The sequence below is a fragment of the Mesorhizobium sp. M0207 genome (genome assembly GCF_040321995.1).
Lineage (GTDB): Bacteria > Pseudomonadota > Alphaproteobacteria > Rhizobiales > Rhizobiaceae > Mesorhizobium.
Window position 1 is genome coordinate 34,668 of the sequence record NZ_JAMYSQ010000030.1, and the last position, 21,706, is coordinate 56,373.

Below are 21,706 nucleotides of genomic sequence, written 5' to 3' on the forward strand. Positions count from 1 at the left end.
TTCCCGGCCGGCCAACGCGGTGCAAGGCGATTGCATCGCCGCCCCGTCTGGCATATACAAATAGTATATACAAGGGAGCTGTTGTCATGTCTCAACACCGCCATTCAACAACCCCGCCGAAGGAGGCGAAGCTGTTTCGTAACAATCGCAGCCAGGCGGTGCGCATTCCCGTCGAGTTCGAACTTCCCGGCGAAAAGGTCTTGATCAGCCGTGAAGGCGACCGCCTGATCATCGAGCCGGTCCGCAAACCTGGCCTCACCGCACTGCTCGCGCAATGGGCGAAAGAGCCGCCGCCCGGTGCCGAGGAAGACTTTCCCGAAGTCGAGGATATGCCTGTCAAATCCGAGGAATTTTTTTGATGCGGTTCATGCTGGACACGAACATTGTCAGCGACATGATCCGAAATCCGGCCGGGAAAGCCGCAAGCGCTGTCCTGCGCGTGGGAGACGCCGCCGTGTGTACCAGCATCGTGGTCGCGTCGGAACTGCGATATGGCTGCGTCAAGAAAAGATCAGCCAAGTTGCACAAGAAGGTCGAGGAATTGCTAACTGAGATTCCCGTCTTGCCGCTCGATGTGCCGGTGGATGCCGAGTACGGCGCGATTCGCGCAGAACTGGAAGGCAGGGGCCAGACCATCGCCCAAAATGACCTTTTTATTGCTGCCCACGCCCGTGCGCTTGGAACTACCCTGGTGACCGCCAACACCGGGGAGTTCAACCGGATCAAAGGCCTGAAGGTCGAGAACTGGCTGGTGTAGCGCCTGATAGAGGATCAAGCAGCCGGAAAAAGCTTCCAGCGCCGCGGCCTGAAAGCCACGCGACTTTTCTGCGCCGCCGGATGATCGACGGGCAATTCGATCTCGACCCGCTGACGTTCGCCGCCGATTTCGAGCTCGACCCGCCTGGTGCCGGCGACGCGGCGGCTGGCGGCGACCGTGCCGGCGATGCAGCCGTTGCATTCTTCCACCAGATCGACGTCGTGCGGGCGAAAGAACAGCGTCGCTTCGCCTTGCGGTGCGTGCGGCGCGGAAAGCCCGATCGGCCGGTCGGCGATCCAGACCTGGCCGTCCTCGACCTTGACCGGAAGCGAACTCGATTCGCCGATGAAGCCGTAGACGAAGGGAGAGTTCGGCGTGTCGTAGATCTCGTCGGCGGTGCCGACCTGCTCGATGCGGCCCTGGCTCATCACCACGACACGGTCGGCAAGCTCCAGTGCCTCTTCCTGGTCATGGGTGACGAAGACCGTGGTGTGACCGGTGGCGTCGTGGATGTCGCGCAGCCAGCGGCGCAGTTCGCGGCGCACCTGCGCATCGAGCGCGCCGAACGGCTCGTCGAGCAAAAGCACGGCCGGTTCGATCGCCATGGCGCGGGCCAGCGCCACGCGCTGGCGCTGGCCGCCCGAAAGCTGTGCCGGATAGCGTTTTTCCAGACCGGAAAGCTGAACGAGGTTGAGGAGTTCCGAGGCGCGGCGGCGGATTTCCTTCGCCGACGGGCGTGACGGCCCGTGTCGGACCTTGAGTCCGAAGCCGATATTGTCGGCAACCGTCATATGGCGAAACAGCGCGTAGTGCTGGAAGACGAAGCCGACATTGCGCTCCTGAATCGACTTTTGGGAGGCATCCTCTTCGCCGAAGAAGATCTTTCCGCGGGTCGGCCGCTCCAATCCGGCAATCAGCCTGAGCAGCGTCGTCTTGCCGGAACCGGACGGTCCCAGCAGGGCGATCAGTTCTCCCGACTTGATGTCGAGCGAAACGTCGTGGAGGGCCGGAAACCGCTCAAACTCCTTGCGCACGTTGGCAACGCGAACTTCCATGCAAATCCCTTTTGTAGTTGATGCATGCCGTTATCCCAAAACCGGTTCCCACTTTTGGGCGACATCAAATCTTTGTTTTATGCATGTCGTTGTCCAAAAACCGCTACACACTTTTGGGCGACATGCATTTGTCAGTGTCCGCGCGTCGCGGCGATCTCGGCGCCGTAGCGCATCTCGAGAAGCGTTTTCAAGACCAGCGTGACGAGCGCCAGGCCGGCAAGCAGCGAAGCGACGGCAAAGGCGGCGGCGGCATTGTACTCGTTATAAAGGATTTCGACATGCAGCGGCATGGTGTTGGTCAGCCCGCGTATGTGGCCCGACACGACCGAGACGGCGCCGAACTCACCCATCGCGCGGGCATTGCACAACAGCACGCCATAGAGCAATCCCCATTTGACGTTGGGCAACGTCACGTACCAGAACGCCTGCCAGCCATTGGCCCCGAGCGACAGGGCAGCCTCCTCGTCGCCATTGCCCTGTTCCTGCATCAGCGGGATCAATTCGCGGGCGACGAAGGGGAAGGTGACGAAGACGGTGGCCAGCACGATGCCCGGCACGGCAAACAGGATGACGATGCCATGCGCTTTCAGCCAGGCGCCGAGCAGGCCTTGCGCGCCGAACAAGAGCACGTAGACAAGCCCCGAAATGACCGGCGAGACGGAAAAGGGCAGGTCGATGAGTGTGGTCAGGAACGCCTTGCCCTTGAACTCGAACTTGGCGATCGCCCAGGCGGCGGAAATGCCGAAGACGATGTTGAGCGGCACCGAGATCGCCGCGACCAGAAGCGTCAGGCGGATCGCCGAGCGCGTATCCGGTTCACCTAGCGCCTGTGTGTAGGCCTCGATGCCCTTGGCGAAAGCTTCCTTGAAGACGATGATCAGCGGCAAGAGCAGGAAGATGGCGAGGAACGCAAACGTTACCGCCATCAGCACGGCTTGCGCAGGGCGGCTTTCGGTTACCGCCGCCGAGCGGCTTTCGTGGTGCGGCGCGTAGGATTTGATCTCCGGGTCAGCCATAGCGCTTGCGGCTCCAGGTCTGCACCAGGTTGATGACCAGCAGCATCACGAAGGACAGCGCCAGCATGATCGCCGCGATCGCGGTCGCCGCGGCATAATTATATTCCTCGAGCCGGATGACGATCAGAAGCGGTGCGATCTCGGATTTGTAGGGCAGGTTGCCGGCGATGAAGATAACCGAGCCGTACTCGCCGACGCCGCGCGCGAAGGCCAGCGCGAAACCGGTGACGATGGCCGGTGCCAGTCCGGGAAGCAGAACACGGCTGATGATCTGGAAGCGATTGGCGCCGAGCGTGGCGGCCACTTCCTCTACCTCTTTGTCGATTTCCTCCATGATCGGCTGCACAGTGCGCACGACGAAGGGCAGCCCGATGAAGATCAGCGCGATGACGATGCCGAGCGGCGTATACGCGACCTTGATGCCGAGCGGCGTCAGCAGGCTTCCGATCCAGCCATTCGGTGCGTAAAGCGTGGTCAAAGCGATGCCGGCAACCGCCGTCGGCAGCGCGAAGGGCAGGTCGACCATGGCATCGGCGATGCGGCGGCCTGGAAAGCTGTAGCGCACCAGCACCCACGCGACGATCGTGCCGAAGACGACGTTGACGGCGGCGGCAATGAAGGCGGTGCCGAAGCTGATTTCAAGCGCGTTGATGGTGCGGCGGTCGGTGACGATCGCCCAGAAGTCGGTCCAGCCGAGCGCCGCCGAGCGCCAGATCAGCCCGGACAGGGGAATGAGGATGATGAGGGTGAGGTAGGCAAGCGAGAAGCCGAGCGTCAATCCGAAACCCGGAATGACGCTCGGCTGCCTGAATCGCCACCCCGCCTTGGCGGGTGCTGTGGTCATGTCGTCCTGATCTAAATGCTACTGGGCCGGCTTGTAGATCTGGTCGAATATACCACCATCGCCGAAATGATAAGGCTGTGCTTTCTTCCAGCCGCCAAAAAGCGGGTCGTCGATGGTGACCAGCTTGATCTCAGGCAGCTTGGCCAAGTCCTCCGCCGGCACCAGTTCGGGCTTCGAAGGGCGATAATGGTTTTTGGCGATGAGCGTCTGGCCTTCCTTGGAATAGAGGTAGCTCAGATAGGCTTCGGCAACTTTGCGCGTGCCTTTGGCGTCGACATTGGCGTCGACCACGGCGACCGGCGGCTCGGCCAGGATCGAGGTCGGCGGGTAGACGATATCGAAATTGTCGGCGCCGAACTCGTCGAGCGCCAGATAGGCCTCGTTTTCCCAGGCGAGCAGCACGTCGCCCAGTCCTTTTTGCGCGAAGGTCACGGTGGCGCCGCGCGCACCGGTGTCGAGAACCGGGACATGCGCATAGAGATTGCCGACGAATTCCTTGGTCTTGGCCTCGTCGCCGCCATCCTTGGCGCTGGCATAGGCCCAGGCGGCAAGATAGTTCCAGCGCGCGCCGCCGGAGGTTTTCGGATTGGGCGTGATCACCTGGACATCGTCCTTGACCAGATCGCCCCAATCATGAATGCCCTTGGGGTTTCCCTTGCGGACGAGGAAGATGATCGTCGAGGTGTAGGGCGCCGAATTGTTTTCGAATTTCGTCCGCCAGTCGGGATTGATCTTCTTCGTTTTCGAGACAATGGCGTTGATGTCGCCTTCGAGCGCCAGCGTCACCACGTCGGCGTCGAGCCCGTCGATCACGGCGCGCGCCTGGGCGCCGGATCCGCCATGCGACTGCTGGACGGTGACGGTCTCGCCTGTCTCGGCCTTCCAGTGGGCGACAAAGGCCTCATCGAATTGCTTGTAGAGCTCACGCGTCGGATCATAGGACACGTTGAGAATGGTGGTGTCGGCAAACGCGAAACCGAGCGTGCCGAACTGGACAGATGTGGCGACCAGTGCGCCGAGCAGTTTCCTGAAATGAGGTTTGGTCATTTCCGCCTCCGTTGAACTCGCGCCAATCTACCGAATTGATAGAATTTAGATGCATTCAATGTTGCCTTTTTTGGCCTATTGAAGCAATTTTTCGCCCAGTTTCGGCGATGCGAGAAACTATTTTCCCCGCATGGACCATGATTGCGATCCCGACGCGATTATCTAGAGACGGCTAGCTCTTCGGCAATGGCTGCGTCGCGCCCGAAGGTTGCGGCCGGCTATTCGGCGGTAACGGGAAATTTGAAGCGCTCTTTTGGAAACGGCTCGTTCTCCAGCGTGAAGTGCCACCATTCGCGGGCGTAATTCTTGAAGCCGCGGGCACGCATCGCCTCGACAAGTCTTTTGCGGTTAGCCGCCGCTTCACTGGCTATCGGTCGGTGAGCCGTTTCGCTCGCTGGATCGAAACAGTCGAAACCCGTGCCGAAATCGAGCGTGTCGGCATCGGTCGCGCCGCAGGCCGGTTTCGGAGCGCTCTTGCGGTCGGCTCGCGCGATCGCGACATCGACCGTCGATCCGCGCGAATGGGTGGACAGTTCGCCGATATAGCCCTTGGCGATGAGATCCTTGCGCTTGACCTTTGGGTACCATTGCGCGTCCGGTGGCCCACTCGTTTTTGTCCAGTCACCCATGTCGGAGACAGCCCGCGCAGGGCGATAGCAGTCGAACACGACCAGCGTCAGTCCTTCGGCGGCAATCGCTTTCTGCACTGCCGAAAGCGCTTGCGCCGCTTGCCTGGTGAGGATGCATACCGGCGCATCGTAGCCGCTTACCTTGCGATGAAGGAAATTCTCGAGGCCGGCATAGCGGATATCCTGCCGGATATTGGGATCGATGTCGGCTAGCCGAACAAAGCCGGCGGGGAGGGTGTCAGCAAAGGCCGAGGAAATACCGGCGCCCGAAAGCAAGACGTAAAACCCAATCCCCTGAATCACCTGCCGGAAATTATTCAAGGGAAACTTTCACTCGACGAAAACCTTCACACTGGCCGCGCGTCCCGCCGCGTCGATCACGGTCAGGGTCGAATAGCCGGCGCCGTCCGGCTGCCAGGTCGCGGTGCGCCGCCGGTCGATGCCGACCAGCGGCTTGCCGTTGGCCAGCCAGCGGAATGGTGCGCGGCCGCCTTGCAGCTTGAGCACCAGCGGCGAGGCGTCGGCCGAGGAAGTGCCGAGATCGACGCGAGCGCCGTCGGGCGGAAAGATGATGGTTGGCGCAGGTTCGGTCGGCGTCGCCTGCACCAGCCCATCGGTGCCGGCGCCGAAGCGCGTCAGCGTCACCGGCAGTTCCTCGCGTTTCGGACGCCGGACGCCGGACGGCTGGCTCGGCAGTGGTACGGCGGCCAGGCCGGAACGGACAAAGCCTTCGAACAGGATGGGCGCAGCCGAGACATAGCCGGACAGGCCGGGCACCGCACCGGCGTCGGGGCGGCCGACCCAGACGCCGAGCACGTAGCGGCCGTCGAAGCCGACCGACCAGGCGTCGCGATAGCCGTAGGAGGTGCCGGTCTTGTAGGCGATGCCGCGTTGAGCGGCACCCTGGGGAGGCTTGACGCCTGACAGGATGTCGGTGATCTGCCAGGTCGCCTGCCCGTCGAGGATTGTGGCGGTCGAGCGTTCGGCATTCGCCGGCTCGGTGCCGTCATGCAGCGTGTGTGCCTTGCCGCCATTGGCAAGGCCGGCATAGAGTTGGACCAGGTCGCGCAGGGTCACCCCGACGCCGCCGAGGCCGATCGCCAGGCCGGGCGCTTCGTTGACGGGCAGGATAGGGGTCACACCGGCCTGGCGAAAGCGTGCCATCAGCCGGGCCGGGCCGACCGCGTCGAGCACGCGGATCGCCGGCACGTTGAGCGACAATTGCAGCGCCTGCCTGATGCTGACATCGCCTAGATAGCCCATGTCGAAGTTCTTCGGCCGATACCCTGAGAAATCGGCTGGGCTGTCCTCGATCAGCATCTCCTGCGCCACAAGGCCTTGTTCGAAGGCGAGGCCGTAGATGAACGGCTTCAGCGTCGAGCCAGGCGAGCGAACGACCTTGGTCATGTCGATCCAGCCCGAACGGCTGGCATCGAAGAAATCGGCAGAGCCGACCTCACCAAGAATATCGCCGGTACGGGCATCGGCCAGTACCATGGCCACCGAGAGGCGAGGGCCGAGCCTGGCGGCCGCATCCTTGGCCACCTGCTCCAGCCCTTCCTGGACACTCTTGCGGATCGTCAGTTGCAGCTTCTGGCCGGGAATGGCCTTGGACAGCATCGTATAGGCCGCATGGGCAGCGAGCGCCGGCAAGGTCCGCCGCAGCCCCGACACATCGTCGAGCGCGGCACGCGCGGCCTCACGTTCGCCGAGCAGGCCTGCCGAGACCATGCGGGTCAGCACGCGGTCGCGGGCGGCATGGGCGACGTCGAGGTTGCGGTCAGGGCGCCGCTTTTCCGGCAATTGCGGCAAAGCGACGAGCAGGGCCGCCTCCGAGACCGTCAGCCGTTTCGGCTCCTTGCCGAAATAGGCAAGCGAAGCGGCGCGCACACCTTCGAGATTGCCGCCATAGGGCGCCAGCGTCAGATAGCGTTCGAGGATCTCGCGCTTGGAAAGCCGCCGTTCGATCTGGAGGGCGCGCAGCACCTGCTTGATCTTCGAGCCGAGGCTGCGGCTGTCGCGCGGTTCGATCAGCCGGGCGAGTTGCATCGGCAGCGTCGAACCACCGGAGACGATATGGCCGCTGGTCGCGAACTGGCCGGCGGCACGCGCAAGTGCCAGCACGTCGACGCCTTGATGATCCCAGAAACGCTTGTCCTCATAGGTGACCAGCATGTCGACGAACTGCTTGTCGACCTGGTCCAGGCTGGTAGCGAGCCGCCAGTAGCCATCCGGCGTAGCGAAGGCGCGCAGCAGCTGGCCGTCTCGGTCCTGCACTTCGGTCGAGACCGTCAAAGCAGCCGGCAGCGGCGGCGGAAATGCGCGGTCGAGCTGCCAGAGGGCGACGGCGGTGATTGCCGCGAGACCGGCCAAGGAAATGCCCGTGATGGCCGCTCGGCGCAGGAATTTTCTGGAGAGCATGGCGCCGCCCCTCATCCGCCTGCCGGCACCTTCTCCCCGTTTAGTGACGGGGAGAAGCGGGCTGTCGCGACCCTTGGCGCCTTTTCTGCGACGTTAAAGTTCGGCGAAAACTTCGGCGCATGGCTCTTTCTCCCCGTCTCTATACGGGGAGAAATGCCCGGCAGGGCAATGAGGGGCAGCGCCACCGCCATATTCCTATCCTTACGGCGCCTTGACCTCCATCATGCCGGTGGCGGTGCGGGCCGAATATTGCGGCCGGTACATGTCCTCGATCGTTGCCGCCGGGTGGGCATAGGTGCCCGGCGTCACCGCGCGCACGACGTAGGCGAGCGTGATGTTGCGGTCGCCGTCGCCGTCGTTGGGATTGAAAGCCGCGACGAAACGGTCGTCGCGGAATTCGAGATGGGCGGCATCGGTCTGCGCCAGCCAGGAGAAGTTCGTCAATTGGGCGCTGGAGACCAGGCCCGGATTGTCGATCTCGAAGCCGGCCGGCAACAGGTCGGTGATCAGCAGTCGCGAAGGCCAGGTGTTCTGCTCGTAAACCTTGAGCACGACGACATAGCGTTCGTTCTGCTTGACCTCCGTCACGTTGGCCTCTGTGCCGTCTAGCTTGTAGTAGGTACGGCTGATGGTAAAGCCGTTGCCGCCGGCCGGCAGAGGCTGGATCGGCGAGGCCACGGTGGTGACGACCGCCTGCAGCGGATTTCTGCCGGTGTTGACGATGGTCAGCGGACTGTCGGCCAGGTCGCCACCAGCGATCTGGTCCGAATAGCCGCCGGCATGCGGTGCGCCGTTGACGGTCAGCGCGATCGAATCATTGCCGGCCTTCAGCGCGCGGGCCGCCAGCAGCATCCAGGACTCGTCCTGTGTGCTGGTCCACCTGGCGTCGGCGCGTTCCCTGGTCACTAGTTGGATCAGCGCCGGCACGATGGTCGGCACCGGCTTGCTTTCCGCGGCAAGCGCCAGGATCGCCGCGCCGTCGCGCAGCGGCGAGCCATAGTCGGACCGGTAATAGTCATATTCGGGCGTCGACTTGGCCAGTTGCAGCGCGGCCTGGAAGGTTGCCTCCGAGCGCTGGGTGTCACCGTAGAGCGCGAGAGACGCCGCCAACTGGGCGACGGCCATCGGGCTGGTAAAGGCTTCGAGCTGGGTGTCGGCATAATAACGCAGATCGCCGACCGAGGCCTTCTTGTTGCGGGCAAGCACATAGAGCGCATAGGCGATCTCGCTGCCGCGATCCTGGACGTCCTGATCGTAGCCGATCGCGTTCTGCAGATTGCTCAGCGCCTGGTTCATCGCCAAAGCCGGCACGTCGTATTTCTGCTCGCGCGCCCGGGTCAGGAAATCGGTGACATAGGCGTCGAGCCACAGATCGCCGGAACCCGGACCCCACAGGCCGAAGCTGCCGGCCGATGCCTGGTAGCTCAGCACCTTGTAGATAGCGTCCTGGACGCGGCCATGCAGATCGGGGTCGCTGGCCATGCCGATGCCGGAAGCCATCTCGTTGACGTAGAGAAGCGGCATGGCGCGGCTGGTGGTCTGTTCGGCGCAACCATAGGGATAGCGGTCGAGCGTCATCAGCAGCGACGGTACATCGAAGGCAGCCGCCTGCGAAACGCCGACGCTGACCGAAGCGCCATCGAGCAGGCTTGCCGCCAGCAGTTCCTTGTCGACGCGCAGCGCGCCGCCATTGCCCTTGAGGTCGACGACCATGCGGGTGGTCACCGGCAGTTGCGCTGGGCGCACCGGCAAATAGAGCGTCTGCTCGACAGCGGTGCCGTCGGCATGCGCAAGCTTGATGGTGATCGAGGCGTTGCCCGCGGTCCGCGCAATCAACGGCACGGTCAGCGTCTGCCGCTTGCCTTTGGCCAGCGTCAGCTTTTCAGGCAAGGCGGCACTGCCGGTAGACAGGTCGCCCGTCGTGTCGATGGTCAGCTTGTAGTCGCCAGCAGGGCCGTCGGTGTCGGCGACATCGAGCCGCATGACGGCGGAATCGCCGGGCGCCAGGAATCGCGGCAGGCCGGCGGTGATCACCACCGGATCGCGAACGATGACGTCGGACTGGGCATGGCCGACTGCTTCCTTTGTCCAGGCGACGGCCATGACGCGCACGGTGCCGTTGAACTGCGGTATGTCGAAGTCGATCCGCGCCTTGCCGTCGGAGTCGAGCTGGACCGGGCCGGAGAAGAAGGCGACCAGCTTTTCGGTCGGCGGACTGCCTTGCGATTGCATGTTGGCGCCGTCGCCGCCGGTGCGCAGCTTACCGGTTGTGCCCAGCGAGCCGTCGATCAGCCGGCCATAGATGTCGCGAACCTCGAGACCGAGCATGCGCTGGCCAAAGAACCAGTTCTCCGGATCCGGTACCTTGTAGTTGGTCAGGTTGAGGATGCCGACGTCGACGGCCGCGACCATGACATAGGCGTTGGTGCCGGGCTGCACGCCGGCTACGGCCACCGGGATCGACAGCTGCTGGCGCGGCATGGTCTTGTCCGGCGGCGCCAAGCTGACCGCAAGCTTCCGCGAGCCGGGATCGAGCTTCAGCCATTTGACGCCGATGGCGCGCGCCGGCATACGCGTCTCTTGCGCATCGCCCGGCCTGAACAGCGTTGCCGTGACGTAGGCGCCGGCACCCCAGTCGTCGCCGACCGGGATGTCGACGGTGCTGCCGCCGGCCGGCACGCTGGCGGTGACGGTCTTCAGGAGCTTGTCGGCGCCGATGGTGACGAGCAGCTCGCCGGCAAAGTGCGGCGACACTTTGAGCTTGGCCACTTCACCCGCCGCATAGGTATCCTTGTCGAGGGCGATCTCTAGGCCGTCGGGCGTTTCGGTGGTGGTGGAACTGACATACCAGCCGGCGTCGAACTCGTAGCTGGTGGCCGGGCCTTCCGGATCCGCTGTCTCGATCTCGAGCCGGTAGCGGCCCCAGTCGACCGGCAGCGACACCGTCGCCTCGCCATCGGCGCTCAGGTCGACCTGGCCGTTGGCCACCGCCTTGGTGAAGGTGACCGGCTCATAGTTCCAGGAGTTGCTCGAGCGGTACCACTGGTAGCTGCGCTCGACCTTGACCAGCGACCACTGCGCGCCCTTCAGCGCCTCACGCTTGCCGTCTGGGTCGACAGCGATCAGGCTGAACTTGGCCGTGCCGCCTTGCGGCACCTCGTCGTCGTCGAAATCCGGGCGGATGCCGATCATGTGGCCCTGCGGGCGGATGCCGATATTCAGCGAGCGCTCGACGGCACGGCCGCCGGTTTCACGCATCCTGACAGTGACCTTTGCATCGACCAGCTTGGTGGTGGATGGCAATTGATCGACGGAGACCGGGAAAGTCGCCTTGCCGTCCTCGCCGACCACCGGCAGGCCGGTGAAGGGCGTCACCGTCGGTTCAGCCGACTGTTCGTCGGCCAGACCGAAGGAATAGCCTTTGAAGCGGTCCCAATCGCGGGCGGTCGACAGCGTCAATTCGCCTTCGAGCGCGAGGCCCGCGGCCGGCGCGCCGTAGAGAAAGCGGCCGTCGACGGTAATGTTGGCGGTCTCGCCCTGGGCGATCTCCTGCTTGTCGGAGGACAGGTCGAACTCGATGCGGTCCGGCACGAAGTCCTCGACCAGGAACATCTGGCTGGCGACCGCCGCCTGCTTGGGATCGGTATGGATCGCCACCGTCCAGGTGCCGCGCATGGCGTTGGGTTCCAGCGGCAGGTCGACAGCGTGACCGCCGGCCGATGCGCCGTCGCTGACGATGCGGCGGTCCTCGACGCCGTCGGGCCGCGAGAAGATGAAGGTCAGCGGCAGGTTCTCGACCGCCTTGGCGGCACTGTCGCGGGCAAGGGCCGCGACATGGACATCTTCGCCGGCGCGGTAGATGCCGCGCTCGGTCCAGGCATAGACGTCGAGCGCGCCAGGTGCCGGCCGTCCGGCGACGCCACGGTCGGACAGGTCGAAGCCGGCGCGGCCCATATCGAGGAAGACGAAATCGTCGTCGCCCTGTTTGGCCATCAGCACGGCCGGGGCCATGCCGCTGTCGCCGCGCGTCAGGCCGGGATTGAACACCGCCCGCCCTTCCGCGTCGGTGGTCGCGGTGCCGAGGATTTCATTGTTCCTGGCCAGCAGCGTCAGCTCGGCGCCGGCGATCGGCTTGGCGGTTGCGAGCGAACGGGCAAAGACGTTCAGCCCATCCTGTCCGGTATAGGTCGACAGGCCGATATCGGAGACGACGAACCATTGCGTGGCGTGCGAATCATAGTCGTCGCTGCGATCGTTGACGGCTTGTGCGGTCAGCACATAGACGCCGGGCTTGCGCTTCGGCAAAGCCTCGTCGATTGGGAAGGAGGTGGTGACTTCCTTGTTGAGGTCGTTGGCGATGTCGAGCTGGCCTTGCCAGACCGGCTCGCCCATCTGTTCGGAGATGTTCGAAATGTCGTAGCCGTCAAGCTGGCGCAGGAACTGATATCCCGACAGAAGCTGGGCCAGCGAGCGGTCGCCGATGCGGAAGAGCTTCATTTGGGCGGCATTCATGTTGACGGTGACGACCGGTATACCTCGGCGTGCGCCGGCGGGCAGCACGAAGCTATCGCCGGTGAAGCGGGCCGAAGGCGCGCGGTCCTGCACGTAGATCGACAGAACCACCGGTGCCGCGGTGACCTCGCCAATGGCGGCCGGCAAGCCGGCGCGGAAGGTCACGTCATAATGTTGGCCGTGCTCGAGTCCTTCGACGCAGATCTGCTTGTCCTTGGCTTCGACGCCCTTGGGAGCGGCGTTGTCGACAGTAACGAACTGCGAGTAGTCGACGCCGGTCTTGACCAGTTCCTCGGAGAACTGCGCGCAGATGCGTGGCGCGCTGGTGTCGGCATCGACGGTATGATCGATGACGCGGAAGCCCTTGCGGGCCTTGAGATCCTGATAGGCGGCCCTGACTGCCGGCGAATTGACGAGAGCGAGGCTCGCCTCGTAGGCCTGCAGAGCCGGCCTGTAGAGATCGCGGCGATCAAGGCCGTCCCCGAGCAGTGCCAGCACGTCGGCGCGCGTCTTGGTGGTGCGCAGCAATTTGTAGGCGTTGAAGGCGGCGGAAGTGGCGTTCGCCGGCAGGGTCGACGGCTCCGAGCTGTTGGCGGTCGGATGGACGGCAAGCGTTTCGCGCGCCAGCTCGAGCCAGAGCTGGCCATCATCCGGCAGCACCGAAACCGCCGCTTCGTATTTGTGCATGGCCGAGCGATGGTCGCCCGTCAGCGCCGACCGTTCGGCGGCGGCCCTCAGCGCCGTCAGCCCCTCGGTCGGCTTGGTGTAGGTCGGGCCAGTGAGGTTGTTGCGGTATTGCTGGGCCTGGTCGGCCATCCAGTTGGGGAAGAAGGCGAGTTCGGGTGGCGCGCCGATGTCGGGATCGCCATCGATGTTGACAACCTTGCCGGCGACGGCGCCACCGAAGGGTTTCAACGAATTGTAATCGGATTTAAGGAAGCACCATTTGGCCTTGAGGTTGTAGGTGAAGGCGCGGCAGGCCGGGTCGCCGAGGCAGGTGGTCTTGCACTGGTCGAGGCTGACATTCTGGTCGGATCTGAGATCGAAACCGAAATAGTCGGAATTGTGCGATGTCACCACCCGCCGGGCTTCGGCCGCTTGCGCGACACCGCTCCAGGCAAAAAAGAGAAGGAAAAGAATCGATAGACCACGAGCCGCGCGCATTGCCATAAACCCCTCCAGACAAGTGCTTACGTCCAGAAATCTTCAAGCTTCAGTCGCGCTTGTCAACATCGGGACGCGGCAGGATCCGCCTGCCAACGGTTTGCTTTCCGGCCGGTGACCGGTAGTAGCTCCATAGGACAGGGGATCACGCTTTCTTGCGGCGACGCAGAAGGTGTGAGTTCCAAGCCCTGTCTATTTCAGCAATTGGATTGTGGCCCCTTTACGAGTGCTTCAGAACTTCATTCCAATTTTAGGTTTGCGAGCTAGGCTAGGAGCGTAATGCCGGCGTATGAAAGGCAGATGTCGGGAGGAACCGCGCCACGGCGCGCGCTTTCGCGCGCCCTGCTTTTCGCATTGTTGTGCTCTACGGCACTTGTTGCCGAAACCGGAAGTGCGGCAGCCTTCGAGATTTTCGGCATCAAGCTGTGGGGATCCAAAGACGAAGATGCCGATATCGTCGACCCGCTGCGCTATGCGGTGACGATCGAGGCGCCGGACGCCGACAAGGATCTCGCCGAGAAGCTCGAAAACGCCTCGGCGCTGAAGGCCGACGAGGAACATCCGGTATCCGGTTCTCTCGGCCTACTGGCCAAGGCGCGCAGTGACCGTGAGCAACTTGTTGCCGCACTCTACACTGACGCCCGTTACGAGGGTGTCGTCACCATCACTATTCAGGGCAAGCCGCTCGACGATCTGCCGCCCGATGCCGAGTTTTCGGGTCCGCAGCCGATACCGGTGGTGATACGCATAGCAGCCGGGCCGAAATTCACGCTTGGCAACATCAGACTGGAAGGCGATGCGGCGGGGCTGGCAAGTGCCGATTTCGGTCTGATCGCCGGCGGTGACGCCAGTTCGGGCGCCGTGCTCAAGGCCGAGGCGGCGATCGTGCGGGCACTCAAGCAAGAAGGCAGGCCGCTGGCCAAGGTGACGGGCCGCGAGATCGTCGCCGAGCACGCCGGTTCGACGCTCGACGTGACGCTTGCCGTCGCGGCCGGCCCGGTCGCCAGCTATGGCGACACCACTGTCGAGGGCACGGAAAAGGTCGACCGCGACTTCACCGAATATATGACCGGCCTTAAGCGCGGGCGCCAATATTCGCCCGATGAGATCGACGATGCGCGCGACCGGCTGCTCGGGCTCGAGGTCTTCAACAGCGTGACGGTGAAGGAAGCCGACGCACTGGACGCCGAGGGCAACATCCCGATCGGTGTCCAGGTAAGCGAACGCAAGCCGCGCTATTTCGGCATTGGCGGCAGCTTCTCAAACACCGAAGGGCTGGGCCTCGAAGGCTATTGGGGGCATCGCAATCTGTTTGGCCGCGCCGAAAAGCTGCGCATCGACGGCAAGATCAGCGGCATCGGCAGCAACGACTTGACCCAACTCAATTACAATGCCGGCGTCATGTTCGAAAAGCCGGGCGTGGTCGGGCCGGCGTCGAAATTCATTGCCAGTGTCAATACCGTGCTGGAACACCCCGACGCCTACGACCATTTCTCGGTCAAGGGCAGCACCGGCCTGTCCTACGAACTCGACAAGAAGCAGACGGTTTCCGCGCAGGTCGCGCTGGATTATTCGAGGATCCACGACGCTTTCGGCAAGCACACCTATCTGATCGCCAGCATTCCACTGCAATATGTCTACGACAATCGCGACAGCAAGCTCAATCCGACCCGGGGCTTCAGGGTGCTGGCCTATGGCGAGCCGAGCTACGACATTTTGAGCGGGGCTGCGTTTGTCAAGCTGAAGGGCGAGGGGTCGGCCTACCAGTCACTCGATTCGGCCTCGAAATTCGTTTTCGCCGAACGTGTCGCCATCGGCTCTATCATCGGCGCCAGTCTTCAAGATGTTCCGGCAGATCGACGCTTCTACTCAGGCGGCGGCGGTTCGGTGCGCGGCTATGCCTATCAAGGCATCGGCCCGAAGGACAGCAATGGAGAGCCGATCGGCGGGCTTTCCTTCTTCGAGACCTCGGTCGAGATGCGCATCGCCGTCACCGACAAGATCGGCGTCGTGCCGTTCGTCGATGCCGGCACGGTGTCGACCAGGCAGGTCCCCGATTTTTCGGACATGAAGGTCGGCGCGGGTGTAGGCTTGCGCTATCTGACGGCGTTCGGGCCGCTGCGCGTCGACGCGGCGGTGCCTCTCAACCGCGGTCCTGACGATCCTCATTTCGGCATTTATGCCGGCATCGGCCAGGCATTCTGATGGCAATATTCAGGCGCATCCTCCGTATTCTTTTCTACACGCTGCTCATCGTCGTGGCAGCGGCGGTGGGGGCGCTCGTCGTGCTGACCAAAACCGAGCGCGGCCGCGAAAACCTTGCCGGCATCATCTCGACCATGGCCTCGACCGGCGACCGCAAGGTGACTGTCGTCGGCATCGACGGCATCTGGTCGGGCGCGCTGAGGGTCGATCATGTCGTTCTGGAGGATCGCGAAGGCGCCTGGATGGTGGCGCGCAACGTGGCCGTCGACTGGTCGCCGCTGGCACTCCTGTCGAAGAGCTTCAGCGCCGATCGCATTGGGGCCGAGCGTATCGAGTTGGCAAGGCTGCCGGTGGCCAATACACAGCCGAGCCAAAGCGGAGCGACGACGCTGCCGGTTTCCATCGACGTCAGGCAACTCGACCTTCCCGAAATCGCGCTCGGGCAGGCTCTGGCCGGCAGCGGTGTGGCCGAACTTGCAGCCAAGGGAGCGCTCAAGGCGGACGCCTCTCCATTGGCGATCGAGACCAACCTCAACATCGTTCGCCACGACGGCAAGCAAGGCACGGTCGACGCCAAAGCCCATTTCGCGCCGGCCGACAACAAGCTCGACCTCGACCTTAAGGCATCCGAGCCGGCCGGCGGCATCATCGCCAACCTGCTCAACCTGCCGGGCGCGCCGCCGGTCAACATTGTCGTTTCCGGCACCGGACCGCTCGCCAACTGGAATGGCATCGGGACCTTCGTTGTCGACGGCCGGATCGTCACCCAGCTTACCGGTCGCCATCAGCTCACCGACAAGGGTCATTATGTCGAGGCCAACGGCGATGGCGAATTCGAGCGCTTCCTGCCCGAAACCCTGAAACCGCTGTTTGCCGGCAAGACCACCTTCGACCTCGCCGGCACGGCGACCGCGGCCGGCGGCGTCGATGTCGAGCGCGCCAATATCGACAGCGGCGCCTTGCACGCGACCGCTGCCGGCATTGTCGATCCGAACGGCGCCAGCGACCTTTCGGTGAAGCTCGCCGCAAAGGGGCCGCCGATCGTGCTCAGCCTCGGCAGCGAGGCGCAACCGATAACCGTGGCAATCAAGGATGCCACGGCCCGCGCTTTCGGCGATGGCAAGGCGCCGATGATGGATATCGGCGCGTCGCTGGTCTCGGTGGTGGCGGGCGGCACGCGGGTGGACGACCTGATCGGGCAAGTGCATTCCGATGGTTTCGACATCCAGAACCGTAGCGGGCCGGTCACCATCAAGCTGACGGCGGCCGGCCTGAACACCGACGTCGCGACTTTGGCGCCGCTGATAACGGGCAGGGTCAGCGCCGGTCTCGCCGGCTCCGTCAGCAAGGAACAGATTGTCGTCGATAAAGGCACGCTACGCAGCGACGCGCTCAATGCGTCCGTAACAGCCACAGTGGCGCTTGCCGATCTGTCGATGACGCTCAAGATGAATGCCGACGCGGCTTCGACGGCGCTGCCGCCGCAAATCAGCTCGGTTCTCGGTGAGCGCGTGCAGTTTTCCGCAACCGCGACACGCGACCCGGACGGTGCGTTCGCCGCCAACGCATTGCAACTCACCTCCGGTACGCTTAGCGCCAGCGGCACCGCCAGTGTGCAAGGCACCGATATCCGAGCCGATATCAAGGGTACGCTGGGCGACGTGTCGGTGCTGTCGCCGCTGGTCGGCGCCAACGTCGGCGGCGCCGTCGGTTTCGGGCTTACCGCAAGCGGCGCGCGCAGCGCACCGGATTTCTCGGTTTCGGCCAACAGCGACAGCCTGACGGCGTCCGGCCATACGGTGAAGCAGATCAGGCTGAGCGCGAGCGGCAAGGCCGATATCGCCAGTCCCGCCGCCGATGTCTCGCTGACCGGCTCGGTCGACGACCAGCCGCTCGACCTCAAGGCATCGCTGGTCACAACCGACGGCAAGCGCTCCATCAATGGACTTGCCGTCTCGTTAGCCGACAACAAGGTCTCCGGCGACCTCGGGCTCGACGACAACCTGCTGCCGCTCGGCACGTTGACCCTCGATGCCGCCGATATTGCTCCGCTGGCCGCACTCACAGGCCAGTCGGTAGCCGGCGACGTGCGCGGCACCATCCGCTTTGCGAACGACAACGGAGCGCCGACGGTCGCGATCGATGCGACGAGCACCGTGATTTCGCGCGGCGAACTGGCGGCGAAGACAATCGCCGTCAACGCGCTGGTCGCCAATTATCTCAAAGCACCGGCAATCGCCGGCAAGATCAAGGCCGACACGATCACCTCCGGACCCACGGTGATCAGCGGCATCGATGTCGACCTGAAGCGCGATGGCGACTGGACCGGCTTTAGCGGCGGCGCCACGGTCGCCGGCATTCCGGCCAGCGCGTCCGGGCGGGTCAGGGTTGCGAACGGCACCACCAGCATCGAGCTTGCCTCGGGCGAGGCGACCATCCGCGGCATCAAGGCAGCTGTCGCGCAGCCATCAGCGCTGACAATCGCCAATGGCAGGGTGAGCATAGAGAAATTGGCGCTCGGTGTCGGCGGTGGTTCGGTTGCCGTGTCGGGTACGGCCGGCCAGACGCTTGATCTCGCTGCCACCTTGTCGGCGGTGCCGGCAGCGCTTGCCAATGATTTTTCACCGGGTCTCGATGCCGTGGGCGTGCTCAGCGGCACCGCGCAGGTCACCGGATCGTCGGCTGCCCCAGATATTCGCTTCACCGCCCGGCTCAACGGCGCCGAAACCAGCCAGACCCGGCAGGCTGGGCTCGGGCCGCTGGATCTCGACGCAGCAGGCCGTTTCTCGTCGGCCAGCGGCCTGGCCATCGAGCAGGCGACGCTTGCCGGCGAGAAGATTTCCGGCAAGGCAGCCGGCACCATCAATCCGAACGGTGCCAGCGATTTTTCGCTCGACCTGGCCTCTACCGGTCCGAGCCTGCCGTTGTCGCTTGGCAGCAAGGAGAGCCCGATCAAGCTCGAGCTACAGGCGATATCGCTAACGGCGGCCGGGCAGGGCGCCCAGCCGAAGCTCGACATTTCCGCGACGCTGCCATCGGCCGCCACCAATCTAGCTATGATCGAGGGCATCACGCTTGCGCTGCACTCCGATCGCTTTGACGTGAAAGCCCGGAGCGGGCCGATCTCCGGCACCGTGACTGCCGAAAAAATCGGCATCGACAATCCGACTATCGCGCCGCTGATCGCCGGCAAGGTCACCGCCAAACTCGCCGGCAGCCTTGCCGCCGATGCCATCGTCATCGATAGCGGCACGGTGACCAGCGACGCGTTGAACAGCGGCTTCAACGGGCGGGTCTCGCTGGCCGACGGCGCCATCGACCTCAATGTCAAGGCGGACGCCGCCTCGGCGGCACTGCCGGGGGCGGTACGTGGCGTGCTCGCCGAGCGAACGCAATTCAGTGCCGCGCTGAAGCGGGACGCCAATGGCAGTGTCACCGCCAATACCGTCAGGCTGTCGTCCGGTTCGCTGACGGCAGACGGCCAGGCGAGCCTTGCCGACAACAAGCTCAGCGCCGACGTCAAAGGCGCGCTAGGCGACGTCTCGCTGCTATCCAAGGACGCCAAAGGCGCCATCTCTTTCGCGCTGAATGCGCAAGGTGCCAGCATCGCGCCGGATCTGTCGCTGACTGTCAACAGCGACAGGCTTTCGGTCGCGGCGCGCGAGATCACCGGTCTGAAGCTTACTGCCACCGGCAAGGCTGATGCCGCCAACCCGGCTGCGAATGTGCGACTCACCGGAAATGTCGGCGGCCAACCGCTGCAGGGCAGCGCCGTGCTGGCGACATCGGACGGCAAACGCGCCATCAACGGGCTTTTGCTGTCGCTCGGCAAGAACCGTATCTCCGGCGACCTGGCGCTCGACGATGCCTTCGTTCCGGCCGGCACCGTGGCGCTCGACCTGCCCGATATCGGTCCGCTTGCGGCCCTGGCACTGGAAAAGGCCGATGGCGATGTGCGCGGCACGATCGCCTTCTCCAAGGCGGGTACCGTGCCGCAAGTCGCCGTCAAGGCGACGACGGCCTCGATCTCGCGCGGCGATGTCTCGGCCAAGGCCGTGAGCATCGATGCGCTGATCGCCAACTATCTGGCGGCACCGGTGATCTCGGGCAAAATCCGTGCCGACAGCGTAACTTCCGGCGGAACGGCTATTCGGGGCGTCAACGTCGATCTCAAGCGCGACGGCGAATGGACCGGCTTTTCCGGTGGCGCCACCGTCAAGGATATTCCGCTGAGGGCGGCCGGCCGGGTCAAGGCGGTCAAGGGCACGACGACGGTCGAACTTGCCTCCGGCGAGGCGACCATCCGCGGCATCAAGGCGGCCATCGCCCAGGCCTCGACCATCAACATCGCCAATGGAGTGACCAGCCTCGACAGGCTGGTGCTCAACCTCGGCGGCGGCACGGCGACGGTCACGGGCAAGGCTGGGCAGGCGTTCGACCTCAACGCGACGCTGGCCCGCGTCCCGATCTCGATAGCCAACAGTTTTTCGCCGGGCCTCGATGCCGCCGGTTCCATCTCGGGCACGGTGAAGGTGACGGGCGCGCCGGCCAATCCGGCCGTTGCCTTCAAGATCGACGCCGCAGGCGTTCAGACGTCGCAGACCCGTGGTGCAGGTTTCGGCGGCATTGGCGTTTCATCCTCAGGTACGTATTCGGGCAACAGACTGACCTTCGACGCCAACATGAGCGATGCCGCCGGCCTCGGCCTCAAGGGCGGCGGCACGATGACGACATCAGGCGCGCCCACCCTTGATCTCAACTTTTCCGGCAAGGTGCCGTTCGCCTTCCTCACCAGGACACTCGCCGCGCAAGGCCTGTCCCTCAGCGGCACGGCCGACGTCGATGTGCAGGTGCGCGGCCCGGCGACGTCGCCGGTGATCTCAGGCACGGTCCGCACGTCGGGCGCCCGTCTGGTCGATGCGCGATCGGGGCTTGCGATCAACGACATCACTGCCGATGTCGCTATCGGCAATGGCGTGGCCAGGATCAACCGCCTGACCGGCACGCTGTCGACACGCGGCAGCCTTTCGGCCAGCGGCACCGTCGGCATCGATCCGGCAAAAGGTTTTCCGGCCGACCTGTCGGTCAAGCTCGTCGATGGCCGCTATACCGACGGCAAGGTGGTCACCGCCAATCTTGGCGGCGACCTGACCGTCAAGGGACCGCTCACCTCCGCGCCGGTGATTTCCGGTACGGTCAACCTGGCCAAGACCGTCATCACCGTACCCGAAAAGCTGCCCGGCTCGCTGGCCGAGCTCAACGTCAAGCACAAGAATGCGCCGGCCGCCGTGCGTGCGCAGGACAAGGCGTTGCGCCCGGCCGCTGCAAGCAGTGGCGGCGGCGGCAACGGCCTCAATCTCGACGTCACGGTCAATGCGCCGAGCCAGATCTTCATCCAGGGCAGGGGTGTCGACGCCGAGCTCGGCGGTTCGCTGCGGCTGACCGGCCCGGCATCGTCACCCCAGGCGGTCGGCACCTTCACCTTGCGGCGCGGACGGTTGACGATCCTTGCCAAGCGGCTGACCTTCACGGAAGGCACCGTCGGCTTTTCCGGCTCTCTGGTGCCCTACCTCAATCTCACGGCGCAATCGAAGACGACCAGCGCCACCGTGACTATCGTGGTGTCAGGCGAGGCGAACAACCCGAAATTCACCTTCTCCTCGGTACCCGCGTTGCCGGAGGATGAGGTGCTGGCGCAGCTGATCTTCGGCCGTTCGATGTCGAACCTGTCGCCGCTGCAGATCGCGCAGCTTGCCGAGGCTGCCGGACAACTGGCCGGCGTCGGCGGCTCGACCTCACTGCTGCAGAACCTGCGCAGCGCAATCGGCGTCGACGATCTCGACGTAATCACCGATGAACAGGGTGGCACCGCCGTCTCGGCGGGCAAGTATCTCAACGACCGTACCTATGTGACGATCCAGAAGGGCGACAGGCCGGGCTCGGGCAAGGCAACCGTCGATCTCGACGTTGGGCGCGGCGTCAAGCTGCGTGGCGAGGCAACCGACGCCGGCGAAGCAAAAGGCGGTGTTTTCTACGAACGGGAATATTGAAACCGG

At 64.1% G+C, this 21,706-nt stretch carries 12 protein-coding genes; 4 read left to right on the forward strand and 8 right to left on the reverse strand.

What is annotated here, in order from left to right; genetic code table 11:
• Nucleotides 1-86 precede the first annotated feature (86 nt).
• Together NKJ15_RS28290 and NKJ15_RS28295 are read left to right on the forward strand one after the other, a co-directional pair.
• The gene (locus tag NKJ15_RS28290) at nt 87-359 is read left to right on the forward strand and encodes an antitoxin (RefSeq protein ID WP_352473543.1); all 273 of its coding nucleotides are present in this window, start codon (nt 87-89) and stop codon (nt 357-359) included.
• Nucleotides 359-757 carry a type II toxin-antitoxin system VapC family toxin gene (locus NKJ15_RS28295; RefSeq protein WP_502901225.1) on the forward strand — a complete coding sequence of 133 codons (399 nt, stop codon included), beginning with the start codon at nt 359-361 and terminating at the stop codon, nt 755-757. Before NKJ15_RS28290 ends, NKJ15_RS28295 begins: the two co-directional genes overlap by 1 nt.
• 14 nt (nt 758-771) lie before the next feature.
• Here NKJ15_RS28295 and NKJ15_RS28300 read toward each other — a convergent pair whose 3' ends face one another.
• From NKJ15_RS28300 to NKJ15_RS28335, 8 genes are all read right to left on the reverse strand, one after another.
• Nucleotides 772-1,812, reverse strand: coding sequence for a sulfate/molybdate ABC transporter ATP-binding protein (locus NKJ15_RS28300; protein ID WP_352465240.1), 1,041 nt, complete (start codon nt 1,810-1,812; stop codon nt 772-774).
• A gap of 131 nt (nt 1,813-1,943) precedes the next feature.
• Nucleotides 1,944-2,828 carry a sulfate ABC transporter permease subunit CysW gene (cysW, locus tag NKJ15_RS28305; RefSeq protein ID WP_352473513.1) on the reverse strand — a complete coding sequence of 295 codons (885 nt, stop codon included), beginning with the start codon at nt 2,826-2,828 and terminating at the stop codon, nt 1,944-1,946.
• A complete protein-coding gene (gene cysT / locus NKJ15_RS28310) occupies nt 2,821-3,672 on the reverse strand; it encodes a sulfate ABC transporter permease subunit CysT (protein ID WP_352771332.1) in 852 nt (283 codons plus the stop codon). Before cysT ends, cysW begins: the two co-directional genes overlap by 8 nt.
• 18 nt (nt 3,673-3,690) lie before the next feature.
• Complete coding sequence (locus NKJ15_RS28315; protein ID WP_352473515.1) at nt 3,691-4,719, reverse strand: sulfate ABC transporter substrate-binding protein; 1,029 nt, start codon at nt 4,717-4,719, stop codon at nt 3,691-3,693.
• Nucleotides 4,720-4,937: 218 nt separating this feature from the next.
• Complete coding sequence (locus NKJ15_RS28320; RefSeq protein ID WP_352771330.1) at nt 4,938-5,669, reverse strand: M15 family metallopeptidase; 732 nt, start codon at nt 5,667-5,669, stop codon at nt 4,938-4,940.
• A 9-nt stretch (nt 5,670-5,678) separates the two neighbouring features.
• Nucleotides 5,679-7,769, reverse strand: a complete 2,091-nt coding sequence (pbpC, locus tag NKJ15_RS28325) for a penicillin-binding protein 1C (RefSeq protein WP_352819121.1) — start codon at nt 7,767-7,769, stop codon at nt 5,679-5,681.
• An 11-nt stretch (nt 7,770-7,780) separates the two neighbouring features.
• Nucleotides 7,781-7,960, reverse strand: a complete 180-nt coding sequence (locus NKJ15_RS28330; protein ID WP_352769180.1) for a hypothetical protein — start codon at nt 7,958-7,960, stop codon at nt 7,781-7,783.
• Between the two features lie 10 nt (nt 7,961-7,970).
• Complete coding sequence (locus tag NKJ15_RS28335) at nt 7,971-13,451, reverse strand: alpha-2-macroglobulin family protein (protein WP_352819123.1); 5,481 nt, start codon at nt 13,449-13,451, stop codon at nt 7,971-7,973.
• A 273-nt stretch (nt 13,452-13,724) separates the two neighbouring features.
• Between NKJ15_RS28335 and NKJ15_RS28340 the strand changes: the two genes are divergently transcribed.
• The gene (locus NKJ15_RS28340; RefSeq protein ID WP_352771326.1) at nt 13,725-15,650 is read left to right on the forward strand and encodes an autotransporter assembly complex protein TamA; all 1,926 of its coding nucleotides are present in this window, start codon (nt 13,725-13,727) and stop codon (nt 15,648-15,650) included.
• Nucleotides 15,650-21,700, forward strand: a complete 6,051-nt coding sequence (locus NKJ15_RS28345; protein ID WP_352819125.1) for a translocation/assembly module TamB domain-containing protein — start codon at nt 15,650-15,652, stop codon at nt 21,698-21,700. Before NKJ15_RS28340 ends, NKJ15_RS28345 begins: the two co-directional genes overlap by 1 nt.
• The last annotated feature ends 6 nt before the right edge of the window (nt 21,701-21,706 follow it).

Bases quoted from the DNA above. Each gene is read 5' to 3' on its own strand.
- NKJ15_RS28290 (WP_352473543.1), top strand. From the start codon at position 87: ATGTCTCAACACCGCCATTCAACAACCCCGCCGAAGGAGGCGAAGCTG.
- NKJ15_RS28295 (WP_502901225.1), top strand. From the start codon at position 359: ATGCGGTTCATGCTGGACACGAACATTGTCAGCGACATGATCCGAAAT.
- NKJ15_RS28300 (WP_352465240.1), bottom strand. From the start codon at position 1,812: ATGGAAGTTCGCGTTGCCAACGTGCGCAAGGAGTTTGAGCGGTTTCCG.
- cysW (WP_352473513.1), bottom strand. From the start codon at position 2,828: ATGGCTGACCCGGAGATCAAATCCTACGCGCCGCACCACGAAAGCCGC.
- cysT (WP_352771332.1), bottom strand. From the start codon at position 3,672: ATGACCACAGCACCCGCCAAGGCGGGGTGGCGATTCAGGCAGCCGAGC.
- NKJ15_RS28315 (WP_352473515.1), bottom strand. From the start codon at position 4,719: ATGACCAAACCTCATTTCAGGAAACTGCTCGGCGCACTGGTCGCCACA.
- pbpC (WP_352819121.1), bottom strand. From the start codon at position 7,769: ATGCTCTCCAGAAAATTCCTGCGCCGAGCGGCCATCACGGGCATTTCC.
- NKJ15_RS28330 (WP_352769180.1), bottom strand. From the start codon at position 7,960: ATGGCGGTGGCGCTGCCCCTCATTGCCCTGCCGGGCATTTCTCCCCGT.
- NKJ15_RS28335 (WP_352819123.1), bottom strand. From the start codon at position 13,451: ATGGCAATGCGCGCGGCTCGTGGTCTATCGATTCTTTTCCTTCTCTTT.
- NKJ15_RS28340 (WP_352771326.1), top strand. From the start codon at position 13,725: ATGCCGGCGTATGAAAGGCAGATGTCGGGAGGAACCGCGCCACGGCGC.
- NKJ15_RS28345 (WP_352819125.1), top strand. From the start codon at position 15,650: ATGGCAATATTCAGGCGCATCCTCCGTATTCTTTTCTACACGCTGCTC.